This window comes from Collinsella aerofaciens ATCC 25986 (genome assembly GCF_010509075.1).
Classification (GTDB): Bacteria; Actinomycetota; Coriobacteriia; order Coriobacteriales; family Coriobacteriaceae; genus Collinsella; species Collinsella aerofaciens.
In genome coordinates, this window is the sequence record NZ_CP048433.1 from 2,336,138 (window position 1) to 2,356,489 (window position 20,352).

Below are 20,352 nucleotides of genomic sequence, written 5' to 3' on the forward strand. Positions count from 1 at the left end.
AGACCTGCTGAGGGGCTTACTTTTCCTGAATCTGCTTACCGCAAAGATGCTCAATCGAAATCTCGTAAAGCTGGACGCCCTTAATGTCCTTGGCGATTTCCTCTTCGACTTCCTCGGCGGAAGGGTAGTACTTAAGGGCGAGCTGGCGGACTTTGTCCTCGATAAACGCGGGGGTGTCATTCGCCAGGCGACAACGGCCAAAGACGACGGTGCTCATAACGTAGGGAGCCCAGTCACCGTCCTTGTACCACTCGTTGCCGTAAACGGTAAAGCAGACCTTGTCATCGCGCTTGAGTGCGTCGACCTTGTGGCCAGCCTTGGCGCCATGGAAATAAATCTTGTCGTGCTCGGCGTCAAAGAAGTAGTTGACGGGAATGGCGTACGGGTAGCCATCGTCGCCGTTGACGGCAAAGACGCCGCGCTTGCAGGTGGCGAGCAGTTTGCGCGCTTCCTCGTCGGTGATGGCGCGTTTCTTTCGACGTAAGGGCCTAAACATCGTTGGCTTCCTTTCTGGTCGTGCGTGGTGGTTGAGCACAAACTATAGCGAAACGGATCCGTTTTTCTTGATGCGGGCGAGTATGTTTTTGAGCTTGTTAAAGTCGAGCGGTTTGGACAGATGGGCGTTCATGCCGGCATCGTGTGCCGCCTTGGCGTCCTCGGCAAAGGCATTGGCGGTGAGCGCGATGATGGGGATATCGGCTGCATCGACCTTCTCGCTCAGACGAATCGTGCGGGTTGCCTCATAGCCATCCATGCCCGGCATCATAATGTCCATCAGGATCGCATCGAAGCTGCCGGCGGGATGCGACAGGTACAGATCGACGACCTCGTTGCCGTTGGCGGCGCGGGTGACCACGACGCCCTCGGATTCTAGCAGCGTCTGGGCAATTTCGGCATTCAATTCGTTGTCTTCGGCGAGCAGCACGTTCATGTCGGCGAGCGAGCAGTCGGGCGCACTCTCAACCGTATTCGCCCGCGCCTGGGGATTCTCGTCGATATCGAGCGGAATCTCCACGTAGAACGAGGTGCCCACATGGAGCTCACTGGTGACTTCGATGGTGCCGCCCATCAGTTCAATAAGCGACTTGACGATTGGCATGCCCATGCCGGTTCCTTGGAACTTGCTGCGCGCATCGTCACCTTCTTGGGCAAACGGCTCATAGATATGCTTTAAAAACGTGGGAGTCATGCCAATGCCGGTATCCGAAACGCTAAAGCAAAAGAGAGCGCGCCCGTTATCGAGTGGCTTGGTCTTTGAACTAAAGGTGACGGAGCCGCCGTGCTTGTTGTACTTAATGCTGTTGTCTAACAGGTTGATCATGATCTGTCGGATATGGGTGGGACTGCCGATCATGTATGGCCCCGTGGCGTACGGCAGACTATTGTCCTGCATGGTGATGCCGTTACTGGACGCGCGGAGCTTGCACAGCACCAGTGTATCGTCACAGAGCTCTTTGAGGTTAAAAGGCGTATGCTCCAGTGTTAGCTTGCGGTCTTCGATTTTGCCCATCTCGAGGATGTCGTTGATCAGCGAGAGCAGGTGATTGGCGGCAACGCGCGCCTTGGCACGGCTCTCGCGGGCGACCTGGATATCGCCTTCCTTCAATTCCTCGATCTCGATAAGGCCCAGGATACCGTTGAGCGGCGTACGGATGTCGTGGCTCATACGCGTGAGGAATGCCGTCTTAGCGGCGTTGGCAGCATCGGCTTTTTTGCGCTCGGTTCGAGCGCGCACGAGTGCCCAGATGAGCAGGACGATGCCGACCGACAACATACCGATGAGGGTAGCGGCAATGGCGGTGCGGTTGCGAAAAAGGAATTGAAGCGTGTCTGATTCCTGGGTCGTGTACGACGTGGATGAGTAATTGCTTGCGGAGAGCGATTCTCCGGCATTGATGATGCCCTTGTTGATGATTCCCAGCAGCTCGGGCTTTCCGCGCGAAATCCAGCACGAGAGCTCACAGGTGTCAGGGAGCTCGACCGTCTCGTAGTCCTTGAGATCATGACGGTCGCCGATGGTTTTTATGCGTGAGCTGGGAGCGACGATGCAGTGCGCCGTTCCCTTTCTGAGGGCGTCGAACGCTTCATCGTCGGATTGGTATTCGGTCACGGTCGCTGTGGGGAACAGGCTTTCAAGTGCATTTTTGTTGACAAACGATGATTTGGTACAGGCGATGTTCTGAAGGTCTTTGTTCAGGTCGCTGCCGGTGTGGATGGCGGTGAGGGATATGGTCCCCAACGATACCGACTGCACAACGCCTGATTGCTCGGCAAACCAGTAATCTCGGTATACCGGCAGCACAACGTCTATGCTTCCCTTTGACAGGGCCTTTGACATCATCTTGTAGCTATCAAAGGCGACGGTTTTGACCGTAATGCCAAATTTATCGTGCAACGTCGTCGCAAGCGATGCGAGCGAGCCTTCCATTTCGCCGTTTTCGTCTTCGTTGCAGTAGGGGAGTCTGCCCGTAATGTAGCCGAGCGTGATGGTGTTGTCATTTGTTTTGAGCCAGGAACGTTCGGGGCCGTTGAGCGATGATGAACCGCTGTTTTGGGCCGAGTAGTTAGATTTGACTTCGTCGATATAGCGTGGGTTGACGCGGGCGATTGCCGACATGGCGGCATTGATGTCGTCCATCAGGTCGGGGCGGCTTTTGGGGACGGCAAAAAAGTAGTCGCTCGAACCAATGTAGAACATGGGGGAGGCGCTGGGCGACGAGGTCGTGTCGTTCATGATGATGGCATCGACCTCGTTGTTTGCGAGCGCGTCAAAGAGGGCACCGCCAGTGTCGATTTCTTTATAGGTGCAGGTAATGCCTTCGTTGGCGAGCCACTGCTGGCCAACGAAGGTTTGCATAACGTCGGGGTTGCAGCCGATGGTAAGGCCTTGGAGCGCTCGGGGGTCACCCTTGGCCAGATCGTCGCGATCGGGCTTGGCGTAGATGAAGTAGCGCTCGGTGCCCTCGGGGTTCGAGGAAAAGAGCAGCTTTTGGGCGCGTTCCTCGGAGTAGGAGATGTTTGGCATAAGGTCGATTTCGCCTGCCTCGAGCATGTCCATAAGCTCGGTGAAGGTGCCGGAGACGTATTCGTACCGCCAGCCGGGCGTGTAGTACGACAGGGTCTGGAGGTACTCGTAACCCCATCCCGAGAGACGCTCGCCGGGGGTGCCGTCCTGGAAGCCCTCGTTGTTGACGAGCCAGCCGACGCGGACCGTTTTGACCTGCTGATCGGAGTCGGCGGCAAAGGCAGGGGCGGGCGCGACGGCGCTCAGTACGGCGAGCGCGGTAAGCGCGGCGGCCAGGGTGCGACATATAACTGAACGAAGGACAGTGGCAGCTCTCACATGCAATCCTAACGAATCGAGACATTACCGCATAAGGATACCAGCTCAGCCTGCCCAGCCGGCAGCGGCACCGCTAAACGGTTCCGCCCGGCAGTTGGGGACAGTCCCTTTCTGCCGGCACAAAAGGAACGTCCCTAACTGACGGTTGTGGGACAATACCGAGCGAACGTGATTGGTTGTCCGTGGAAGGGGTCGCGATGAAAAAGCTCAGGACGCTTGCCGACGTGTTGCGCCAGGCGGGCTTTGTGCGCATTACGGAGCTGTTCCTCGTCTTCTATCTGCTGTGCTCGACGGCCGTCTGGCTGTCCGAGCCCACGACCCTCACGTTTGGCGATGGCCTGTGGTTTAGCTTTGAGACGGTCTCGACCATCGGCTTTGGTGACATTCCGGCCGAGACACCGGTTGCCCGCGCCATTACCGTCATTCTGAGCGTTATCAGCATCTTCTACATCGCCATGCTCACGGGTGTGGCGGTGAACTACTGCAATACGCTTATCAAGATGCGTCAAAAGGACACCATGGCGCGCTTTATGGATGATCTGGAGCATTTGGAAGAGCTCGATCGCGACGAGCTTGCCGATCTTTCGCGTCGCGTGCGCGAGTATCGTCGACGCCAGCGCTAAGACGAGCGTCGTGCGCCACAACAGGGAGACAAATATGAACATCACCGTGTACCTGGGTGCCAACACTGGCAATGACCCGGCGTTTCTGCCCGCGGTGCAGGAGCTGGGCAACTGGATTGGCGCCAATGGACACGCGCTGGTATACGGCGGGTCCAAGTCGGGCCTGATGGGCGCGCTCGCCGATAGCGTGCTCGAGGCAGATGGACACGTGACGGGTGTTGAGCCGAGCTTTTTTATCGAGGCCGAGTTTCAACATGACGGTATCGACGACCTTATCGTGACGAGCGATATGGCAGAGCGTAAGGCAAAGATGATCGAGCTTGGCGATGCGTTCATCGCCTTTCCCGGTGGGACGGGTACGCTCGAGGAGATTGCCGAGGTTATGTCCGCGGTATCGTTGGGGCACTTGAGTGCGCCGTGCATTCTGTACAACTTGGACGGTTACTACAATGACCTTAAGGCGCTGCTCGAGCACATGATTGACAAGGGCTTATCGAGCCCACGGCGCCAGCAAGGCATCTACTTTGCCGAGGATTTGCGCGAAATCGCATCAATTATCAACGGATAAGCCTTGAGCCTGTCCCGCCGTGATTTCCGGTGGCTCCGTTTGCAGCGCAGACGGTTGGCTTGTCTGGGTCGCGCTCGCTCTACAATAAAACGTATCTATGTCGACTTTGACCGCGGGAGGACCTGATGGATAAGCTCGCTAAACCCACGAACCGAGCGCTGTTTTTGGTCAGCGTTGCCGTGACCGGCGCACTCGCGGGTGCCGCAGTCTGGCTGTTCTTTTTTGCGATGGAGCACGGTATCGACTATCTATGGACCGAGATTCCGCACGCGCTGGGCGTCGCTTCGCCCGAGCTTGCCAGCGGCCCGTTTGGCTTTTTGCCGTACCCGTTTTTTGTCTGCCTGCTGGGCGGCCTGTTAATCGGTCTGTACGAAAAGATGACAGGCACCAAGACCGATGATCTCAACCAGGTGATGGCTAAGGTCAAGCAAGACGGGCGCTACCCGTACGACAACCTGGGCAAGCTTTCGCTCGCGGCATTGCTGCCGCTGCTGTTTGGCGGAAGTATTGGACCGGAGGCCGGCCTGACCGGCGTCATCGCGGGCCTGTGCAGCTGGGTCGGCGACCGCATGCGCCGCTTTGGTGCCGAGTTTAGGGAGCTCACGCTGCTGGGTACCCAGGCTGCCCTGACGGCGCTCTTTACCGCGCCCGTCTTTGGCTTTGTGGCGCCGCTTGCCGGTAGCGCCGACGGCCAGGGCGAAGACGCCGACGATGGGTCCGCGTCCGGCGAGATCACCATCAAGCTGCCCAAGGCGCAAAAGACGGTGGTCTACGGCATTGCGATTGCCGGCGGTCTGGGTACCTACCTGCTGCTTGGCCAGCTTGTGGGCGGCGGCATGGGCATGCCCAGGTTCGAGTCCGCCGAGGTGGGCAACCTGGAACTTGTTTGGCTCATTCCGCTGGCGTTGGTCGGCACCATATGCGGTTGGCTGTACTTTGTCTCCGAGCATGCGAGCGAGGCGCTGTCCCGTGCAATAGGGGAGCGTCCTGTCGTCAAGGCCATGCTGGCCGGTCTGGCGCTCGCTATCTGCGGCACGGTCCTGCCCTACACCATGTTTGCCGGCGAGACTCAGGCCGACGTGCTCATGGAAACCTATCTGACCATTCCCGCCGGCGTGCTCATTGCGACCGGTCTTGTCAAGGCTATGCTGACCCCCGCCCTCATCAATATGGGCTGGCGCGGCGGCCACTTCTTCCCGGTTATCTTCTCGGGCGTGAGCCTGGGCTATGGCCTTGCTATCCTCACCGGCACAGATCCGGTCTTTTGCGTCGCCGTCTGCACGGCATCGACAATGGGCGCCGTCATGCGCCAGCCTGTCATGGTTGTGGGCCTGCTGCTCATGTGCTTCCCACTCAAGGGCATCGTCTGCATGATCATCGCCGCAGCCATCGCCGCCGGCATTCCACTGCCCAAGCCGCTGCGCAAGTAGCACGGCAGCGCGCGGTCAGTACAAACATCTCAAGTCCGGTGCGGGCGCTGTGTCACGGATTTGCGGGTGGACTGGATTTCGTTCGGTATCGGCGCTACTTCCAAATTGCAAGCGCGGCGGTGCCCAGTACGATGAGGGCGAGACCGATGACGCTGCGTCGTGAGAGTTTTTCGTTGAATGCCAGGCGCGCAAATAGTACTGATACGACAATCGATAGTTTGTCGATCTGCACCACGACGCTCACCTGGCCTGTGGCGATGGCGTAGTAATAGAGCAGCCACGATGCTCCGGTCGCGATGCCCGATGTTGCGAGAAATGTGAGTTCGCGCCGGTCAGCGTGCGCGACCTGCTCCAGTTTTCCCTTGGCTGCCACGATTGCCCATGACATAACCAGTACCACGCAGGTGCGGATTGCCGTGGCCAGGTTTGACTCGACGCCTTCGATGCCAACCTTGGCAAGGATGGACGTGAGCGCCGCGAACACGGCGGCGCCGAGGGCGTAAGCGAGCCAGGTCCGGTCTTGCTGCTGCTCGGGTCCGGCAGACTGCTTCTTCTCGATCATTAAAAACGTGCCGAGGGTGATGACAGCGGTTCCCACGAGCTTAACCGCAAGGTTGCTCGTCTCGCCAAAAAGCACGATGGCGATCAGTGCGGCGAGTACGGTGCTCATCTTGTCGACCGGTACGACCTTATTGACGTCTCCGATGCCCAACGCCTTAAAGTAACAGATCCACGAAGCACCGGTAGCGAGTCCCGAGAGGACGAGAAAGAGCCAAGATCTGGGTTCGATGCTGCCGATGGTTCCAATGGATCCAGAAATGCCCGCCATTGCCCAGGCGAAAACGAGCACCACGCAGGTGCGAATGGCCGTCGCGATATCGGAGTCAGTCTGCTTGATGCCGCATTTGGCCAGGACAGATGTGACGCCGGCAAAGAAAGCTGACACAAATGCTGCTGCGACCCACGACACGGGTGAAATGCCTCCCCAAAGAACGACCGCGCCAGATTTACGGCGCTCGTCCGATGATACCGTCCCGCCATGAAGCTTTGATATCGCTGTGGTGAGACAGGGGCCATAGTTCGAGAGGGCATTTGGTTAAGGCTCGAATCGAAGGTGAATGGTTTTCCGCGAAGTGAACGAGTAAATCTGGACCCCTGGAACATGCACACTTTTTTCGAACAAAACTGCAGGATTCTTAGACAAAACCGCAGGAATTGAGTCCTTAAAAATGTCGATGCTACAGGGCGCTGTTTTTACTCGTTCACTTCTCGGAAAAGTATTCACCTTCGATATGCTGACGGTGTCTTTTTGGTTGCCAAGAACTAGACGGCCTGCTGTGAGGGGCGGTGGTGACGCTATGCCGCCTCGTTACATTGAAAAAATAAGCGGGGTACCACCTAAGCTTTTTTAGCTGTCGATTACAGATCGCGTACTCGATAAACCTTGGTGCTGACAGCGCAGCTGATTGCACATAGTGCGAGCGCCAGTACGGCAATTCCTGCACACAGACAGCCAAGGACGGCGGGATCGGGATTCGCTCCGGCAATCGACATGAGCCAGTTGCTGATGGGGTTGGAGGAGCTCAGCGTGGCCATGGCAAGGCATCCGAGCATGGCAAACAGGCCAACGGATAGGCGCAGCGCCTCCATGTGTCCAAAGCGAAAGAACAGCGGCTGTGCCAAAAACACCATCATGAGGGAGATGAGCATCGATGCTGCCGAGGCGATTGCGATCTCAAAGACGGTTTGTCCTGTCGAGGTCACGCCCGCGCTGTTGAAGAACGGAAGGGCGATGATGTTCAAAAGCACGGCGGCGCAGGCCATGATGGCGGAGAAGACAATAACGCTCAGGTAGCGTGCGCAGATGATGTCTTTGCGCGAGAAGGGCAGCGTTGCCCGATAACGCTCCCAGCCATTTTGATTGTCGAAGCCGGCCAGCGAGCTCATGACCATGATGGGCGACATGGCGCTAACGGCGCAAGCGCCGGCGCTCATGCCGGAATCGCCATCCGACGCGTTGGCGAGCGTCAGCACGACGAAGATGAACAAGCCGACGCCCGCGATGCTCGGGATGAGCGTGCGAACGATGGCGAGCTCGGACATAAAGGCGCGTTTCATTTCGAAGCCCCTTTCAGCGTGAGGCGAAGATAGTCATCAATGGTTGCCCGATCGCAGGGAATCTCGGGGAAGGCCTCGAGCGTTTCGCAACGGTTGGGCACGAGCACGTCCACGCTATAGGCGTGGTGGACGGCACGGGCGCCTTCGACGCAAGCCATAAGCTCGGCGGCCTGTGCTTGGGTGCAGTGGGCGATGCCGGCGCGGTCGGTAATGTCCTCGCGCGGCAGGTCAAAAATAATCGAGCCATTATCGATGCAGATGACGCGATCAGCGGTGCGATCGAGGTCGGACGTAATGTGGCTCGAGAGCAGCACACTGTGCTGGCCGTCGGCGACAAAGGCAAGCAGCTCATCAAGCAGTTCCTCGCGTGCCATGGGATCGAGGCCCGCGGTGGCTTCGTCCAAAACGAGCAGCTTGGCATTGTGGCTGAGTGCACAGGCAAGCTGCAGTTTCATGCCCATGCCGCGGGAGAGGTCCTTGACCTTTGTCTTGGGATCGAGGCCAAATCGGTTGATGAATCCGGCGAACGTTTCGCGGTCCCACGTGGGGTACGCCGGGCCTACGAGCGACTCGATCTGGCCCACCTTGAGTGTGGAAGGGAAAGGACACGTGTCCAGCACGAGACCGACACGGGTGCGCAAGCAGCGCTGCGTTTCATCGGGCGCGTCGGCGCCACAGCGCTGCCCAAACAGGTGCACTTCGCCGGCATCGAGCTTTACAAGCCCGAGAGCAGCTCGAATCGTCGTTGTTTTGCCGGCACCGTTGGCACCAACAAAGCCGACGATCTGGCCGGGCTCCACGGCAAGCGTGACGTCGCGTAGTGAAAAGCGGTCGCTCACACGGCGTGAGATACCTTTGAGTTCTAGCAAGTTTTGCATGGTATAGCCTTTCTTGCAGATGGCTACTGCATGGTTTCGGGGGCTACCAGGTCGAGCATCTCGTGCAGTTTGTCGCGCGTGACGCCCAGGGTTTCGGCTTGGCTCGCCGCTTTCGCAAGCAACTCTTCGATATGGCAGAGCTGACTTTCGCGCAAGAGTTCTTGGTTGCCCTCGGCGACAAAGCAGCCTTTGCCTTGCACGGTGCAGATAAACCCGAGCTGCTCCAGGTCAGCGTAGGCCCGCTTGGTGGTGATGACGCTCACGCCAAGATCGCTCGCGAGTGCACGGATGCTGGGGAGTTTGGCTCCCGCAGCGAACGTGCCCGAAAGGATCTGAGCTTTGACTTGCGAGGATATCTGTTCGTAGATGGGCTTATCGCTCGAATTGGATAGGATGATGTCCACAGCGGCTCCTTAGCTGATGGGCTACACGTGTATATAACCGGTAAGCACAGTATATATACACTATGCACAGTTGCGCAAGAGAGAAATTCGGATTGTCCGCGCGTTCATTCATCTCAATCTGTAACATCTGGAACCGATATGGACGGCTACCTGTTACAGATTGAGATTTTGCTGGCGGGCCCCACCTGGTTGTCTCAATCTGTAACAACTGGAGAAGATTTTGGCTGCTAGATGTTATAGATCGAGACATTGGCCGCCCGTCTATCCTTATATCTCAATCTGTAACAGATGGACCCGTTTTGAGTGGCTAGATGTTACAGATCGAGATCTTTCTGGGACGCCCACCTGTTTGTCTAAATCTGTAACAGGTAGAGGTTCAAAAACCGTCTAGATGTTACAGATTGAGACGAACTACTGCGGAGTGCCGCCATCGACTGCTACCTAGGCCCCAACTGATGAATTTGTCCTGATAGGTGCCCTGCTGCAGCATTTCGCGGCTACAATAGTGCGGTTACAACGACGTAATGCACTCAATGCAAGAAAGGATCCGCATGGCAAGCCTGTCGGATGAAATCTCGTCGCGCCGCACATTCGCGATCATCAGCCACCCGGACGCCGGTAAGACCACGCTTACCGAGAAGCTGCTGCTCTATACCGGCAGCATCCAGACTGCCGGCTCGGTCAAGGGCAAGAGCTCGGCCAAGCACGCCGTCTCGGACTGGATGGACATCGAGAAGGAGCGCGGCATTTCCGTTACCTCCTCGGTGCTGCAGTTCACCTACAACGGCGCCTGCGTCAACATCCTCGATACCCCCGGCCACCAGGACTTCTCGGAGGACACCTACCGTACCCTCATGGCTGCCGACGCCGCGGTCATGGTCATCGACGGCGCTAAGGGCGTCGAGGCCCAGACCAAGAAGCTCTTTAAGGTCTGTACGCTGCGCCATATCCCCATCTTCACCTTTGTGAACAAGCTCGATCACGAGGCCCGCGATCCGTTTGAGCTCATGGAAGAGATCGAGAATGTCCTGGGCATCAACACGTATCCCATGAATTGGCCGATCGGCAGCGGTCGCAACTTCCGCGGCGTGTTCGACCGTCAGACCCGCCGTGTCATCGCCTTTGAGGGTGACGGCCACGCCAACGCCACCAAGAAGGTCGCCGAGGTCGAGGCCGAGCTGGGCGATCCTTCCATGGACGAGCTCATCGGCGAGGAGAACCACAAGAACCTGATGGACGACATCGAGCTGCTCGATGGCGCCGGCGACGAGCTCGATCTGGATGCCGTGGCATGCGGTAAGTTGAGCCCGGCGTTCTTTGGCTCGGCACTCACCAACTTTGGCGTAGAGCCCTTCCTCAAGGAGTTCTTGCGCCTTGCCCCGACGCCGCGCGCCTACACCAACACGCTCGCCAACGAACCGGTCGATCCCTGCCGCGACGACTTTAGCGGCTTTGTGTTTAAGATCCAGGCCAATATGGACAAGAACCACCGCGACCGTATCGCCTTTGTGCGCATTTGCTCGGGCAAGTTCGAGCGCGGCATGGACGCTTTCCACGTGCAGGGCAACCGCAAACTCAAGCTTGCCACGGGCACCTCGATGATGGCCGACGACCGCGCTATCGTGGACGAGGCGTACGCGGGCGATATCGTGGGCCTGTTCGACCCGGGTATCTTTAGCATCGGCGACACTGTGTGCTCCGGCAAGCGCCACGTGCAGTATCCGCAGATCCCGACGTTTGCCCCCGAGATGTTCGCCCGCATCACGCAGGTCGATACGCTCAAGCGCAAGCAGTTTGTGAAGGGTATGGAGGAGCTTGCCCAGGAGGGCGCCATCCAGATCTTCCGCGAGCTGGGCGCCGGTATGGAGAGCGTTATCGTGGGCGTGGTCGGCGTGCTGCAGTTTGAGGTGCTCGAGCGCCGTCTGAAGGCCGAGTATCGCGTTGAGGTGCGTCGCCAGCCGCTGCCCTATACCGACATCCGTTGGATTCAGAACGACCCCGACACCATCGATATTCCGAGCCTTTCGCTCACGCGCGATACCCTGCGCGTCGAGGACATGCGCGGCGGCAAGCTGCTGCTGTTCACGAGCCCGTGGAACGTGGATTGGGCGACCGACCACAACCCCGACCTGATCCTGTCGGAGTTTGGCAACGTAACGTTTTAGCGCATCGGCGCGGTTGCCTTGCGGGGCTGCCGCGCCCGTTGCTTGCCTGCCGCTTGCGGAGCGGCTATCATACCCACCGTTGCCTCAAGACCGGGGCGGCCGAGCAGTTCGGTTCCGATATCCTGCTCGTTAAACCTAAAACCAAAGGAGTACATAATGATCAAGAAGGTCATGGAGGACTACAAGGTCCTGTTGCGGAGCATTCCCGCGGCAACGGTTTCGCTGTTTATCGTGAGCGTCATCATGATGAACCTGCTGGCCAACAAAGAGCTCATCAGCCTGCCGTATCTGGCGCTCGACTGCGGCTTTGTGGTGAGCTGGGTTTCGTTTTTGTGCCAGGACATGATCTGCAAGCGCTTTGGCGCCAAGGCATCCATCAAAATCTCTATCCTCGCACTGCTGGTTAACCTGGCCGTGAGCCTGTGCTTTTGGCTGTGCTCGCTCACGCCCGGCATGTGGGGCGCCTACTACGACACGGGCATGATCGAGGTCAACACTGCCCTCAACACCACGATCGGCGGCACCTGGTACGTGGTGTTTGGCTCGTCGTTGGCCATGCTCACCTCTGCCGTGGTCAACTCCACGCTCAACCAGTCGCTCGGCCGCATGCTCAAAAAGAATAACTTTGCGAGCTTTGCCTTCCGCTCCTATGTGTCCACGGGCATCGGTCAGTTTATCGACAACTTGGTCTTCGCCATTGTGGTGAGTCATACGTTCTTTGGCTGGACGTGGGTGCAGGTGCTTATGTGCTCGCTGACCGGCGCTATTGCCGAGCTGCTGTGCGAGGTCTTCCTGAGCCCCGTGGGCTACAAGGTCGTGCGCAGTTGGGAGCGCGAGAACGTGGGTGCCGAGTATCTCGAGCGTCATGCGACTGCCTAAGGAGCCAATATGCAGGTGTTGATCACGGGCGCTTCGGGCGGCATCGGGGCCGCGTGCGTGCAGCGCTTTTTGGACGAGGGTCACGAAGTCGTGGGTTTTGATCTGCTGCCGGCGGCGGTCGAGCACGAGCGCTACCGCCATCTGATTATCGATGTCCGCGAGCCGGACTCGTTTCCGGACGACTTTGAGCCCCAGGTGATCGTGAACGTTGCCGGCACGCAGGACTCGGCCGACGATATCGCCGCCAACCTGTGCGGCACCATCAACGTGACCGAGCGCTACGCCTTTGCGGGGGAGGGCCTTGCCGCCAAGCCGGCGCCGGCTATCAAATCCGTGGTCAACGTGGGTTCGGCGAGCGGGCACACGGGGTCGGAGTTTCCCGCATACGCGGCCAGCAAGGGCGGCATTATCGCCTACACCAAGAACCTCGCGAACCGTCTGGCGCCGCAGGCCATCGCCAACAGCGTGGACCCGGGCGGCGTCATCACGCCGCTCAACCGTTGCGTGATGGAAGACGAGCATCTGTGGGCCCAGATTATGGAGCTCACGCCGCTCAAGCGCTGGGCCACGGCGCAAGAAATCGCCGAGTGGATCTACTTTGTGGGCGTGACCAACCGGTTTATGACTGGGCAGAGTCTGCTTATCGATGGCGGCGAGGCCGGCCGCACGCAATTTATTTGGCCCGAGTAGGAAACGCGCCCGATGGAAAGCCGTCGGGCGCGTTTTTGATGTATCGATTTTTAGCCGAGGCAAGTCCAGTTGACGGGGGTCGAGCCGTGCTGTTCGAGTAGCCGATTGGCTGCCGAGAAGGGGCGCGACCCCATAAAGGCGGGGAGTTCTGCCGTGGCACGGTTGGCCGAAAGCGGCGAGGGATGCGTAGAGGCCAGGCAGAACTTGTCGGTTGCCTTGCCCGCGCCGGTCGCGACGAGCTTGCCTTCGACCATCTGTTGGGCAAAGCGACCCCATGCCAAAAAGACTACCGGCTGGGGCAGCTGGCAGCAGCGTTCGATAACGTAATCGGTGAGCGTGCTCCAGCCCAGTTTGGCGTGCGAGTTGGCGGCATGCTCGCGCACGGTGAGCGTAGTGTTGAGGAGCAGGACGCCCTGCCGTGCCCATGGGGTTAGGTCTCCCGTGGCGGGAATGGGGCAGCCCAGATCGGCTTTGAGTTCCTTGTAAATGTTGCGCAGGCTCGGCGGCAACTTGGTTTGCGTCGCGGGGACCGAGAACGACAGCCCCATGGCCTGGTTGGGTCCGTGATAGGGGTCCTGACCCAAGATGACAACCTTGACCTGGTCGGCCGGCGTGTAGGCGAGGGCATTGAGAATGTCGTCTTGTGCCGGATAGATGGTCTGCTCGGCACGCAAAAGGGCGATGCGCTCGAGCAGCTGGTTCGTAGTGTCACGTACCGGCTGCGGCGCATCGCCCAACCAAGTTGCTATGTTGCGGTCGCTGGTCGCGGCGTCCATGGGGCTCCTTTGCGTCAGATGCTCTGTTTGCATCTATTGTAAAGGCGCACCGGTTGCCTTTATGCCGCGGCTGTATAAGGAGTGGGGTCTACGAAACGTGCTCGGGCGCTCCTGCCATGCGAGCCTGTCCATGTGCACGGAGGCGCGGAAGCTCGACGGTTGCCACCATGACGCCGGTGAGGATGAGAGCGGCGCCAAAGAAGGCGATGGGGCTCAGGACCTCGCCGACCAGGAAGAACGAGAAGACGGCGGAGCAGACCGGCTCGAGCGAGAAGGCGAAGCCGGTGGTCTCGGCGGGCACGTGGGGCTGCACGAGCGTCTGGGTGATAAAGCCATAGGCAGAGCAGATGAGTGCGAGCGCGACGACGACCACGATCTCGCTGGGCGTACTGGGAAGCATGAAGCCGCCAAAGGCGCATGCGGCAATGCCCGAGAACAGGCCGCCAAAGCCCAGCTGCCAAACGCCCAGAGCCAGCGGGTCGACATCTTCGACAAAGCGCTTGGCTACGATAATGTGGCTGGCATAGATAAAGGCGGAGAGCAGCATGATGAGCGCGCCCGGGTTCAGGCTGGTGAAGTCGGCGCCCGAGAGCAGCAGCATGCCGCAGGTGACGATGGCGGTGCCGACGAGCACCTTGCGCTCGGGGGCGCGACGCAGCAGGGCGGCGTTGGCAAACGGCACGATCACGACCGTCAGGCTCTGCAAAAAGCCGGCAGTGGAGGCAGAGGTGAGGCTGGAGCCCAGGCACATGCAGGTGAGCTCGGTTGCCATAATGGCGCCGATGATAGCGGCGCGAACCATAAGGTCGCGGTTGATACGGAAAGCGCGCTTGTGGAAGAGCAGCAGGCAGGCCACAAAGGCGATGATGCAGCGCAGCGCAACGATGCTCGTGGCGTTCATGCTGTCCATGCCGATCTTCATGAGGGGGTACGAAAAGCCCCATGCGACGGGAACGGAAAATGAGAGCGCGATTGCTTTTTTGCGATCCATGGGGCTCCTTTTGTTACAGAACGGTTTCGTAAAAAGGATTCTGCTCTCAGATGTGGATGTAGTAAAGCGAATGTATCTTCAGTATGATTAAGAAATGCTAATGTTGGCAGAAAAAGCCCTGGCAAAACGTTTTACGTCTGCATTGATGGGGAGGCACAATGGCATCGCGGTATCAGATTGTTTGTATGGTGGTCGATCGCGGCAGTCTGAAACGTGCGGCCGACGAGCTGGGCTATACGCAAAGTGCGGTGAGCCAGGCCGTCAAGGCGCTCGAGCGCGAGCTGGGTACCACGCTTATCGAGCGCGGAAAGCAGGGCGTTTCGCTTACGCGCGACGGTAAACAATATCTGCCGTACCTGCGCCAGATCGTGACTGCCGAGGCCGAGCTCGAGGGCAAGCGCCAGGAGCTGCTGGGCCTTTCGTCGACCGATATTCGTATCGCGACGTTTACCAACGTGAGTCGTACCGTGCTGCCGCGTGTGATCCGCGACTTTGGTGCGCTGCACCCGGGCGTACGCTTCACCCTCAAGCAGGGCGATTACACGCGCAACGCTCAATGGGTGCACGATGGCGTAGTTGATTTTTGTTTTACGGCACGTGGGTTTACCGCGGGGCTCGAGAAGCGCGTGGTCTATCACGACGAGTTGGTAGCATTGTTGCCGGCCGCGCATCCGCTGACGGCAAAGGAAAAGGTGACACTCGCCGACCTGGCGTCCGAGCCGTTTGTGCTGTTGGATGAGGGCGAACAGAGCCTGGTGCTCGATGCATTCGCAACGCATGGGCTGTCGCCGCACGTGACGAGCGAGGTCACCGACGACTACACCATCATGGCGATGGTGGAGGAGGGCCTAGGCGTGAGCATGCTCTACCGTCGTACTGTGGAGGGCATGCGAGCCGATATTTGTGTGCGGCCCATCGCGCATGCCCCCTCGCGCGACGTGGTGGCCGCCTGGCGCAGCTGGGACACCATGCCCATCGCCACGAGGTGCTTTATCGACTATATGAGCTCGCATATTGTCAATTAATGACTGGCGTGGCGTTGAGCGCGGTGTTTAGCGGGCTGTCGCTTTGGCTTGGGTGGCGCGATAGGTGCGTGCCGGGTGGCAAAGTAGCACCGCCACGACCATAAAGAACGCCGTGGTGCCCAGGCTGATGGGGTAGACCATCATGATGTTCGCAAAGGTGCGGAAGTGCGGGAACACGCAGAACACCCAATAGAAGCGGATGCCGCAGACGCAGATCATGGTGATGAGGGCGGGCGTGAGCGAGATACCAAAGCCGCGTAGGTAGCCGGACATGTTTTCGTAGAACATGCTAAAGGCGTACGCCGGGAAGATCGAACATACGCGGATATAGCCGATCGAGACGATGTTGGGATCGCTGTTAAAGAGCGACAAGATCTCGCGCCCCAGGCCGACAATAACGATGATTGTGGTGAGTGCAACGATACCGCCTTCGACCAGGCAGACCTTAAGCGTCTTGGTGCAGCGGTCGATCTGGCGGGCACCGTGGTTTTGTCCCACAAAGGTGGTGCACGCCTGGCTAAAGCTGTTGAGCAGGTTGTAACACACGTACTCCAGGCTCATGGCGGCGCTCGATGCCGCCATGACCTCGGTGCCTAGGCTGTTGATGGCAGACTGGATGATGATGTTGGCGACGGCAAAGACGGCGCTTTGGATTCCGGCGGGCAGGCCGATTTTGACGATGCGCTTGAGGGCGACGGGGTCGATAGCTAGGTCACGTAGGGTGACGCGGACGACGGAGTCGGTCTTGAGCAGGCGGATAAAGAGCGTAGCGGCGCTGACGGTGTAGGCGATGGCGGTGGCGATGGCTACGCCTGCGACGCCCCAGTGGAGTACGGGGACAAAGATAAGGTCCAGGCCAATGTTGAGGACGGTGGACACGGCAAGCGCCTGCAGCGGCATGCGGGTGATGCCGACGGAGCGGAAGATCGCGGCCTCAAAGTTGTAGAGCAAGATCGAGGGCATGCTGAGCAAAAAGACGCGCAGGTAGAGCGAAGCGAGCGGCATGGTTTCGGAGGGAACGTTGAGGGCGGCGAGCATGGGCTCGGCAAAGATCTCGCCCAGCGCGATGACGACAAAGCCCGCAAGTGCCATAAGAATCGAGGTATGGACGGCGCGTTTGACCATGTTCTGATCGTTGCGGCCGATAGCGTTGGCGATGACCACGTTGGAGCCAAGCGATATGCCAATAAACAGGTTGAGCATAAGGCTGGTAAGCGGAACATTGGAGCCGACCGCCGCCATGGCGAGGGTTCCCTGGTCGCCCGAGAAGTTACCGATGATGACCGTGGCGATGAGGTTCGACAGCTGCTCCAAGATGCTCGTGGCGGCCACGGGGAAGGCGAACAGGGGGATATTGCGCCACAGCGAGCCGGTAGTCATGTCAATGTGCTTAGATGCGGTGTCAGCCATACGCTCTCAATCTCTAATATGCTCTTTCGTGCTTATTTGCGCAGATGATGATACTCCTAATCGACTAGTCATTGGGGACGTTCTTAAACGGCTAATCATTTAAGAACGTCCCCAATGACTAGGTGGGGAAGGCGTGCGACAATGGTGGGCGTTGTGTTGTTCGCGCTAAGGAGTTGCCATGTTGTTGTGTCCCGTTTGCCATGAGCCGTTGGTGGACGATGAGCGCGGTGCGGCATGCGCGAGCGGACACCGGTTTGACCGTGCGCGCGAGGGCTATCTGTATCTGCTGCGCTCGTCCAAGAGCGGTGACTCCATGGGTGATCCCAAGTCGCAGGCGCGCAGCCGTCGTGACTTTCTGAACCGTGGATACTACGCGCCGTTGCGCGATGCGATGATCGAGCTGGTGCGCAAGCAGGTGTCTGGGTGTGCTGCGTCTACGAATGGCCCCATGACGCTGCTCGACATTTGCTGCGGCGAAGGTTACTACACCAGCGCCATGGGCGCGGTGCCGGGCGTGGATGCTTACGGTTTCGACCTGGGCAAAGAGATGGTGCGCCTTGCCGCCAAGCGCGGCGATGCGACCTACTTCGTGGCCAACATGAAGGACATCCCCGTGGCCGATGGCGCCTTCGATATGGTGACCGAGCTCTTCGCTCCCTTTAACGAGCGCGAATTTGCCCGCGTGCTGGCGCCAGAGGGCTCGCTCTACACCGTGGTGCCGGGCGCCCGTCATCTGTTTGGACTCAAGGAGGTGCTCTACGACACGCCATACCTTAACGATGAGAAGCTGCCGAAGACCACCGAGCTCGAGTTGGTCGGAACGCAGCGGGTATCTGCGAATATTACGCTTCAGACCCAGGCCGACATCGAGGCGGTGTTCCAGATGACGCCGTACTACTACCGCACACGCCCTGGCGATAAAGAGCGTCTGGCAAACCTCGATACTCTTCAGACCGACATCGACTTCATCATCGCCGAATACCGCCACAGCTAACCTACCAAAAAGGGACAGGTTTATTTTGGTAGGTTTTATCTGGGCAAATGCAAAGGGCCGACCGCGGAGATGCGCGATCGGCCCTTTTTAGTTGCTTGGCTGCAGAGGTTATGAGAAGCGAGTGCTTACAGGCGGTCCTTGTTCTCGGCCTTAACGGCGTGTGCCTGCTGAACAAAGAACAGGTCGTACACCACGATGACAAAGGCGACGATATTGACGGAGCTGCCGCCGAGCGCGGGAAGCGTGAGCACGGCCTGGACGAGCGTGGCGACCGCGGCAACGATACCGAGCTTAAACGCGCCATCCACCTGCGAAGGCTTGTTGGCACCCTTGATGCCCGCAACGCCTGCGGCAAGATCGACAACGCCCTTGGCGACAAGCACGACCGCGGCGAGCATGGCGTTCGATCCGTAGGTGGACTCGAGCTTGCCGGTCGCGATACCGGCGATTCCAATGACGAGACTGGCGATGCCCAGAACAAAATAAATCAGGGCAAGGATTTTGAGTGTCTTGCGAGCGGCGCTCATAGCTGGTCCTTTCGATGCGGGCGCGGAGAATCTGTCGCACCCAGGTTGCGGCACATATCGTGAAGCACATTGTAGTTCAACGGGGCGATGCATGCGTTTGAAAGCGTCTCTTGCCTGTACGGTCCAACCTTTCAAAAAGGAAAGCTGGGTGTAAGCCAAATCGATGGCAGCGTATGCGCGGCGCTGCGATGATGGGGCCATGGTAAGAGCTGGAGCGAAGGAGGAGCCATGATGTACGGAGTCAGGCAAGTGGGTGAGCCGCGGTCGTTGGGAAGGCGCATGGGTGATTCTGTGATCGCTGCCGTGTGCACGGGATTGATGGCGGTGCTTTGCATTGCGATGCTGTGGGCCATGTCGCATGTGGGACAATAGCGGACGGTTGGGTGCTGGCATAAACGGCGCCCACGTATTCGTTTTGCTTGTTAAGGAGTACCCATGGGCGTCGTCGATCCCTTTTCTATTGCTCGGGCCGCGGGGCTTGAGCTGACCGGGAAGTCCGAGGGCCTCACGCTCACCGACGGCACGATGGAGCTGCGCGCCGATTTTGCCCGCATGCTTCCACGACTCAAGCAGGGCCGCCTGCAACAGGAGCTGCTGGTGAAGGCCGCACGCGCGAAAGGCGTCGAACAGCCGTGGGCAATCGATGCCACGGCAGGTTTTGGCGAGGATTCGCTGCTGCTTGCTGCCGCGGGCTTTACGGTCGATTTGTATGAGCAGGACTGTGTAATCGCGGCGCTGCTGCAGGATGCCTTGGACCGTGCGGCGGACGATCCGGCGCTTGCGGATGCCGTGGCGCGCATGCGCCTGCATGCGGGCGAGGACAGCATCGCCGGTCTTCGCCATGCGGCTGAGCTGGTCGAGCAGGGCGAGCTCGTCGCGCCCGATGTGGTATATCTAGACCCCATGTTCCCCGAGCGCACCAAGAGCGCGGCGGTCAAAAAGAAGTTTCAACTGCTGCATCATTTGGAGCAGCCGTGCGCCGATGAGGAGACGCTGGTCGAGGCGGCGCTCGCGGTGCGTCCGCGCAAGGTCGTTATCAAGCGGCCGGTGAAGGGGCCACTGCTTGCCGGCGTTAAGCCGAGCTATCAACTTGCGGGCAAGGCCGTTCGCTACGATGTCTTGGTGCCGCCGCGTCCGTAGCTTGCGTGCGATGGCTGGCGCTCCGTCAATGCCGTGCCGATGCGGCGCCTATTTCCAAGGGTGCGATGTCAGGTGCCATCCACCGCAGTATTCGCATTTGTAGCAGGCCAAACCGCGCCGACCGCGGTTTTCGCAGTCGGCCATAACGGCCTCGGCCTCGGCGCGCGTGTCGTAACGGTTTTTGCGTTCACACGACTTGTAGCGCCAGGCCTCATCGCGCTCGGCGTTCAGGGCGTCGCGGCGCTCGTCTTCGCGCGCAAACAGGTCGCTCATATCGCCGCCGGTAGCAGCGCCCAAAAACTCGCTTTTGGCCTTTGACCAGGCGGCTCGCTTTTTGCTTCCCATCTGCTTAGCGCCTCTCTCCAAACGCTGGTATCATTGCTCAACCAAA

Annotated in this window: 20 protein-coding genes; 9 read left to right on the top strand and 11 right to left on the bottom strand. The window is 59.1% G+C overall.

What is annotated here, in order from left to right; translation table 11 throughout:
- Positions 1–16: 16 nt before the first annotated feature.
- Entirely contained in the window at positions 17–496 is a 480-nt protein-coding gene (locus GXM19_RS10405; protein ID WP_006234563.1) for a pyridoxamine 5'-phosphate oxidase family protein, read from the bottom strand.
- A 42-nt stretch (positions 497–538) separates the two neighbouring features.
- A complete protein-coding gene (locus tag GXM19_RS10410) occupies positions 539–3,343 on the bottom strand; it encodes a response regulator (RefSeq protein WP_040358699.1) in 2,805 nt (934 codons plus the stop codon).
- Between the two features lie 197 nt (positions 3,344–3,540).
- On the opposite strand from GXM19_RS10410, the gene GXM19_RS10415 reads away from it, so the two are divergent.
- The 3 genes from GXM19_RS10415 to GXM19_RS10425 all read left to right on the top strand — a co-directional run bounded on the left by GXM19_RS10415 (position 3,541) and on the right by GXM19_RS10425 (position 5,964).
- Positions 3,541–3,966, top strand: coding sequence for a potassium channel family protein (locus GXM19_RS10415; protein ID WP_006234561.1), 426 nt, complete (start codon positions 3,541–3,543; stop codon positions 3,964–3,966).
- 34 nt (positions 3,967–4,000) lie between these two features.
- Complete coding sequence (locus tag GXM19_RS10420; RefSeq protein ID WP_006234560.1) at positions 4,001–4,534, top strand: LOG family protein; 534 nt, start codon at positions 4,001–4,003, stop codon at positions 4,532–4,534.
- A 125-nt stretch (positions 4,535–4,659) separates the two neighbouring features.
- Entirely contained in the window at positions 4,660–5,964 is a 1,305-nt protein-coding gene (locus tag GXM19_RS10425) for a chloride channel protein (protein WP_006234559.1), read from the top strand.
- A 94-nt stretch (positions 5,965–6,058) separates the two neighbouring features.
- On the opposite strand, the gene GXM19_RS10430 is transcribed toward GXM19_RS10425, so the two are convergent.
- From GXM19_RS10430 to GXM19_RS10445, 4 genes are all read right to left on the bottom strand, one after another.
- Positions 6,059–6,934 (bottom strand): EamA family transporter, encoded by an 876-nt coding sequence (locus GXM19_RS10430; protein ID WP_040358695.1) that lies wholly within the window; start codon positions 6,932–6,934, stop codon positions 6,059–6,061.
- Between the two features lie 449 nt (positions 6,935–7,383).
- Positions 7,384–8,082 carry an ABC-2 transporter permease gene (locus GXM19_RS10435; RefSeq protein WP_006234556.1) on the bottom strand — a complete coding sequence of 233 codons (699 nt, stop codon included), beginning with the start codon at positions 8,080–8,082 and terminating at the stop codon, positions 7,384–7,386.
- Positions 8,079–8,960: an ABC transporter ATP-binding protein gene (locus GXM19_RS10440; protein ID WP_006234555.1), complete on the bottom strand. Its 882-nt coding sequence runs from the start codon at positions 8,958–8,960 to the stop codon at positions 8,079–8,081. The genes GXM19_RS10435 and GXM19_RS10440 overlap by 4 nt, the downstream gene beginning before the upstream one ends.
- Before the next feature lie 23 nt (positions 8,961–8,983).
- Positions 8,984–9,364 carry a GntR family transcriptional regulator gene (locus GXM19_RS10445; protein ID WP_006234554.1) on the bottom strand — a complete coding sequence of 127 codons (381 nt, stop codon included), beginning with the start codon at positions 9,362–9,364 and terminating at the stop codon, positions 8,984–8,986.
- Positions 9,365–9,915: 551 nt separating this feature from the next.
- Here GXM19_RS10445 and GXM19_RS10450 point away from each other — a divergent pair.
- The 3 genes from GXM19_RS10450 (at position 9,916) to GXM19_RS10460 (ending at position 13,098) form a co-directional block, all read left to right on the top strand.
- Entirely contained in the window at positions 9,916–11,529 is a 1,614-nt protein-coding gene (locus tag GXM19_RS10450; protein WP_040358693.1) for a peptide chain release factor 3, read from the top strand.
- Between the two features lie 156 nt (positions 11,530–11,685).
- On the top strand, positions 11,686–12,408 hold the full coding sequence (locus GXM19_RS10455; RefSeq protein WP_115596172.1) for a VUT family protein: 723 nt from the start codon (positions 11,686–11,688) through the stop codon (positions 12,406–12,408).
- A 9-nt stretch (positions 12,409–12,417) separates the two neighbouring features.
- Positions 12,418–13,098: an SDR family NAD(P)-dependent oxidoreductase gene (locus tag GXM19_RS10460; RefSeq protein ID WP_006234550.1), complete on the top strand. Its 681-nt coding sequence runs from the start codon at positions 12,418–12,420 to the stop codon at positions 13,096–13,098.
- 50 nt (positions 13,099–13,148) lie between these two features.
- Here GXM19_RS10460 and GXM19_RS10465 read toward each other — a convergent pair whose 3' ends face one another.
- Together GXM19_RS10465 and GXM19_RS10470 are read right to left on the bottom strand one after the other, a co-directional pair.
- Entirely contained in the window at positions 13,149–13,874 is a 726-nt protein-coding gene (locus GXM19_RS10465) for a uracil-DNA glycosylase (protein WP_050766093.1), read from the bottom strand.
- 88 nt (positions 13,875–13,962) lie between these two features.
- Entirely contained in the window at positions 13,963–14,865 is a 903-nt protein-coding gene (locus GXM19_RS10470; RefSeq protein WP_050766092.1) for a DMT family transporter, read from the bottom strand.
- A 158-nt stretch (positions 14,866–15,023) separates the two neighbouring features.
- Between GXM19_RS10470 and GXM19_RS10475 the strand changes: the two genes are divergently transcribed.
- Positions 15,024–15,890, top strand: a complete 867-nt coding sequence (locus GXM19_RS10475; RefSeq protein WP_040358690.1) for a LysR family transcriptional regulator — start codon at positions 15,024–15,026, stop codon at positions 15,888–15,890.
- Positions 15,891–15,917: 27 nt separating this feature from the next.
- On the opposite strand, the gene GXM19_RS10480 is transcribed toward GXM19_RS10475, so the two are convergent.
- Positions 15,918–17,300, bottom strand: a complete 1,383-nt coding sequence (locus GXM19_RS10480; protein WP_006234545.1) for an MATE family efflux transporter — start codon at positions 17,298–17,300, stop codon at positions 15,918–15,920.
- A 178-nt stretch (positions 17,301–17,478) separates the two neighbouring features.
- Between GXM19_RS10480 and GXM19_RS10485 the strand changes: the two genes are divergently transcribed.
- Positions 17,479–18,294, top strand: coding sequence for a putative RNA methyltransferase (locus tag GXM19_RS10485; RefSeq protein WP_115596173.1), 816 nt, complete (start codon positions 17,479–17,481; stop codon positions 18,292–18,294).
- 125 nt (positions 18,295–18,419) lie between these two features.
- Here GXM19_RS10485 and GXM19_RS10490 read toward each other — a convergent pair whose 3' ends face one another.
- Positions 18,420–18,821 carry a hypothetical protein gene (locus GXM19_RS10490; RefSeq protein ID WP_006234542.1) on the bottom strand — a complete coding sequence of 134 codons (402 nt, stop codon included), beginning with the start codon at positions 18,819–18,821 and terminating at the stop codon, positions 18,420–18,422.
- Between the two features lie 435 nt (positions 18,822–19,256).
- Here GXM19_RS10490 and GXM19_RS10495 point away from each other — a divergent pair, with 435 nt between their 5' ends.
- Positions 19,257–19,961: a class I SAM-dependent methyltransferase gene (locus tag GXM19_RS10495; RefSeq protein ID WP_115596174.1), complete on the top strand. Its 705-nt coding sequence runs from the start codon at positions 19,257–19,259 to the stop codon at positions 19,959–19,961.
- A 48-nt stretch (positions 19,962–20,009) separates the two neighbouring features.
- Here GXM19_RS10495 and GXM19_RS10500 read toward each other — a convergent pair whose 3' ends face one another.
- Entirely contained in the window at positions 20,010–20,306 is a 297-nt protein-coding gene (locus GXM19_RS10500) for a hypothetical protein (protein ID WP_006234539.1), read from the bottom strand.
- Positions 20,307–20,352 lie beyond the last annotated feature (46 nt).

Bases quoted from the DNA above. Each gene is read 5' to 3' on its own strand.
- GXM19_RS10500 (WP_006234539.1), bottom strand. From the start codon at position 20,306: ATGGGAAGCAAAAAGCGAGCCGCCTGGTCAAAGGCCAAAAGCGAGTTT.
- GXM19_RS10485 (WP_115596173.1), top strand. From the start codon at position 17,479: ATGTTGTTGTGTCCCGTTTGCCATGAGCCGTTGGTGGACGATGAGCGC.
- GXM19_RS10415 (WP_006234561.1), top strand. From the start codon at position 3,541: ATGAAAAAGCTCAGGACGCTTGCCGACGTGTTGCGCCAGGCGGGCTTT.
- GXM19_RS10490 (WP_006234542.1), bottom strand. From the start codon at position 18,821: ATGAGCGCCGCTCGCAAGACACTCAAAATCCTTGCCCTGATTTATTTT.
- GXM19_RS10465 (WP_050766093.1), bottom strand. From the start codon at position 13,874: ATGGACGCCGCGACCAGCGACCGCAACATAGCAACTTGGTTGGGCGAT.
- GXM19_RS10425 (WP_006234559.1), top strand. From the start codon at position 4,660: ATGGATAAGCTCGCTAAACCCACGAACCGAGCGCTGTTTTTGGTCAGC.
- GXM19_RS10405 (WP_006234563.1), bottom strand. From the start codon at position 496: ATGTTTAGGCCCTTACGTCGAAAGAAACGCGCCATCACCGACGAGGAA.
- GXM19_RS10435 (WP_006234556.1), bottom strand. From the start codon at position 8,082: ATGAAACGCGCCTTTATGTCCGAGCTCGCCATCGTTCGCACGCTCATC.
- GXM19_RS10455 (WP_115596172.1), top strand. From the start codon at position 11,686: ATGATCAAGAAGGTCATGGAGGACTACAAGGTCCTGTTGCGGAGCATT.
- GXM19_RS10475 (WP_040358690.1), top strand. From the start codon at position 15,024: ATGGCATCGCGGTATCAGATTGTTTGTATGGTGGTCGATCGCGGCAGT.
- GXM19_RS10480 (WP_006234545.1), bottom strand. From the start codon at position 17,300: ATGGCTGACACCGCATCTAAGCACATTGACATGACTACCGGCTCGCTG.
- GXM19_RS10440 (WP_006234555.1), bottom strand. From the start codon at position 8,960: ATGCAAAACTTGCTAGAACTCAAAGGTATCTCACGCCGTGTGAGCGAC.
- GXM19_RS10470 (WP_050766092.1), bottom strand. From the start codon at position 14,865: ATGGATCGCAAAAAAGCAATCGCGCTCTCATTTTCCGTTCCCGTCGCA.
- GXM19_RS10460 (WP_006234550.1), top strand. From the start codon at position 12,418: ATGCAGGTGTTGATCACGGGCGCTTCGGGCGGCATCGGGGCCGCGTGC.
- GXM19_RS10420 (WP_006234560.1), top strand. From the start codon at position 4,001: ATGAACATCACCGTGTACCTGGGTGCCAACACTGGCAATGACCCGGCG.
- GXM19_RS10495 (WP_115596174.1), top strand. From the start codon at position 19,257: ATGGGCGTCGTCGATCCCTTTTCTATTGCTCGGGCCGCGGGGCTTGAG.
- GXM19_RS10450 (WP_040358693.1), top strand. From the start codon at position 9,916: ATGGCAAGCCTGTCGGATGAAATCTCGTCGCGCCGCACATTCGCGATC.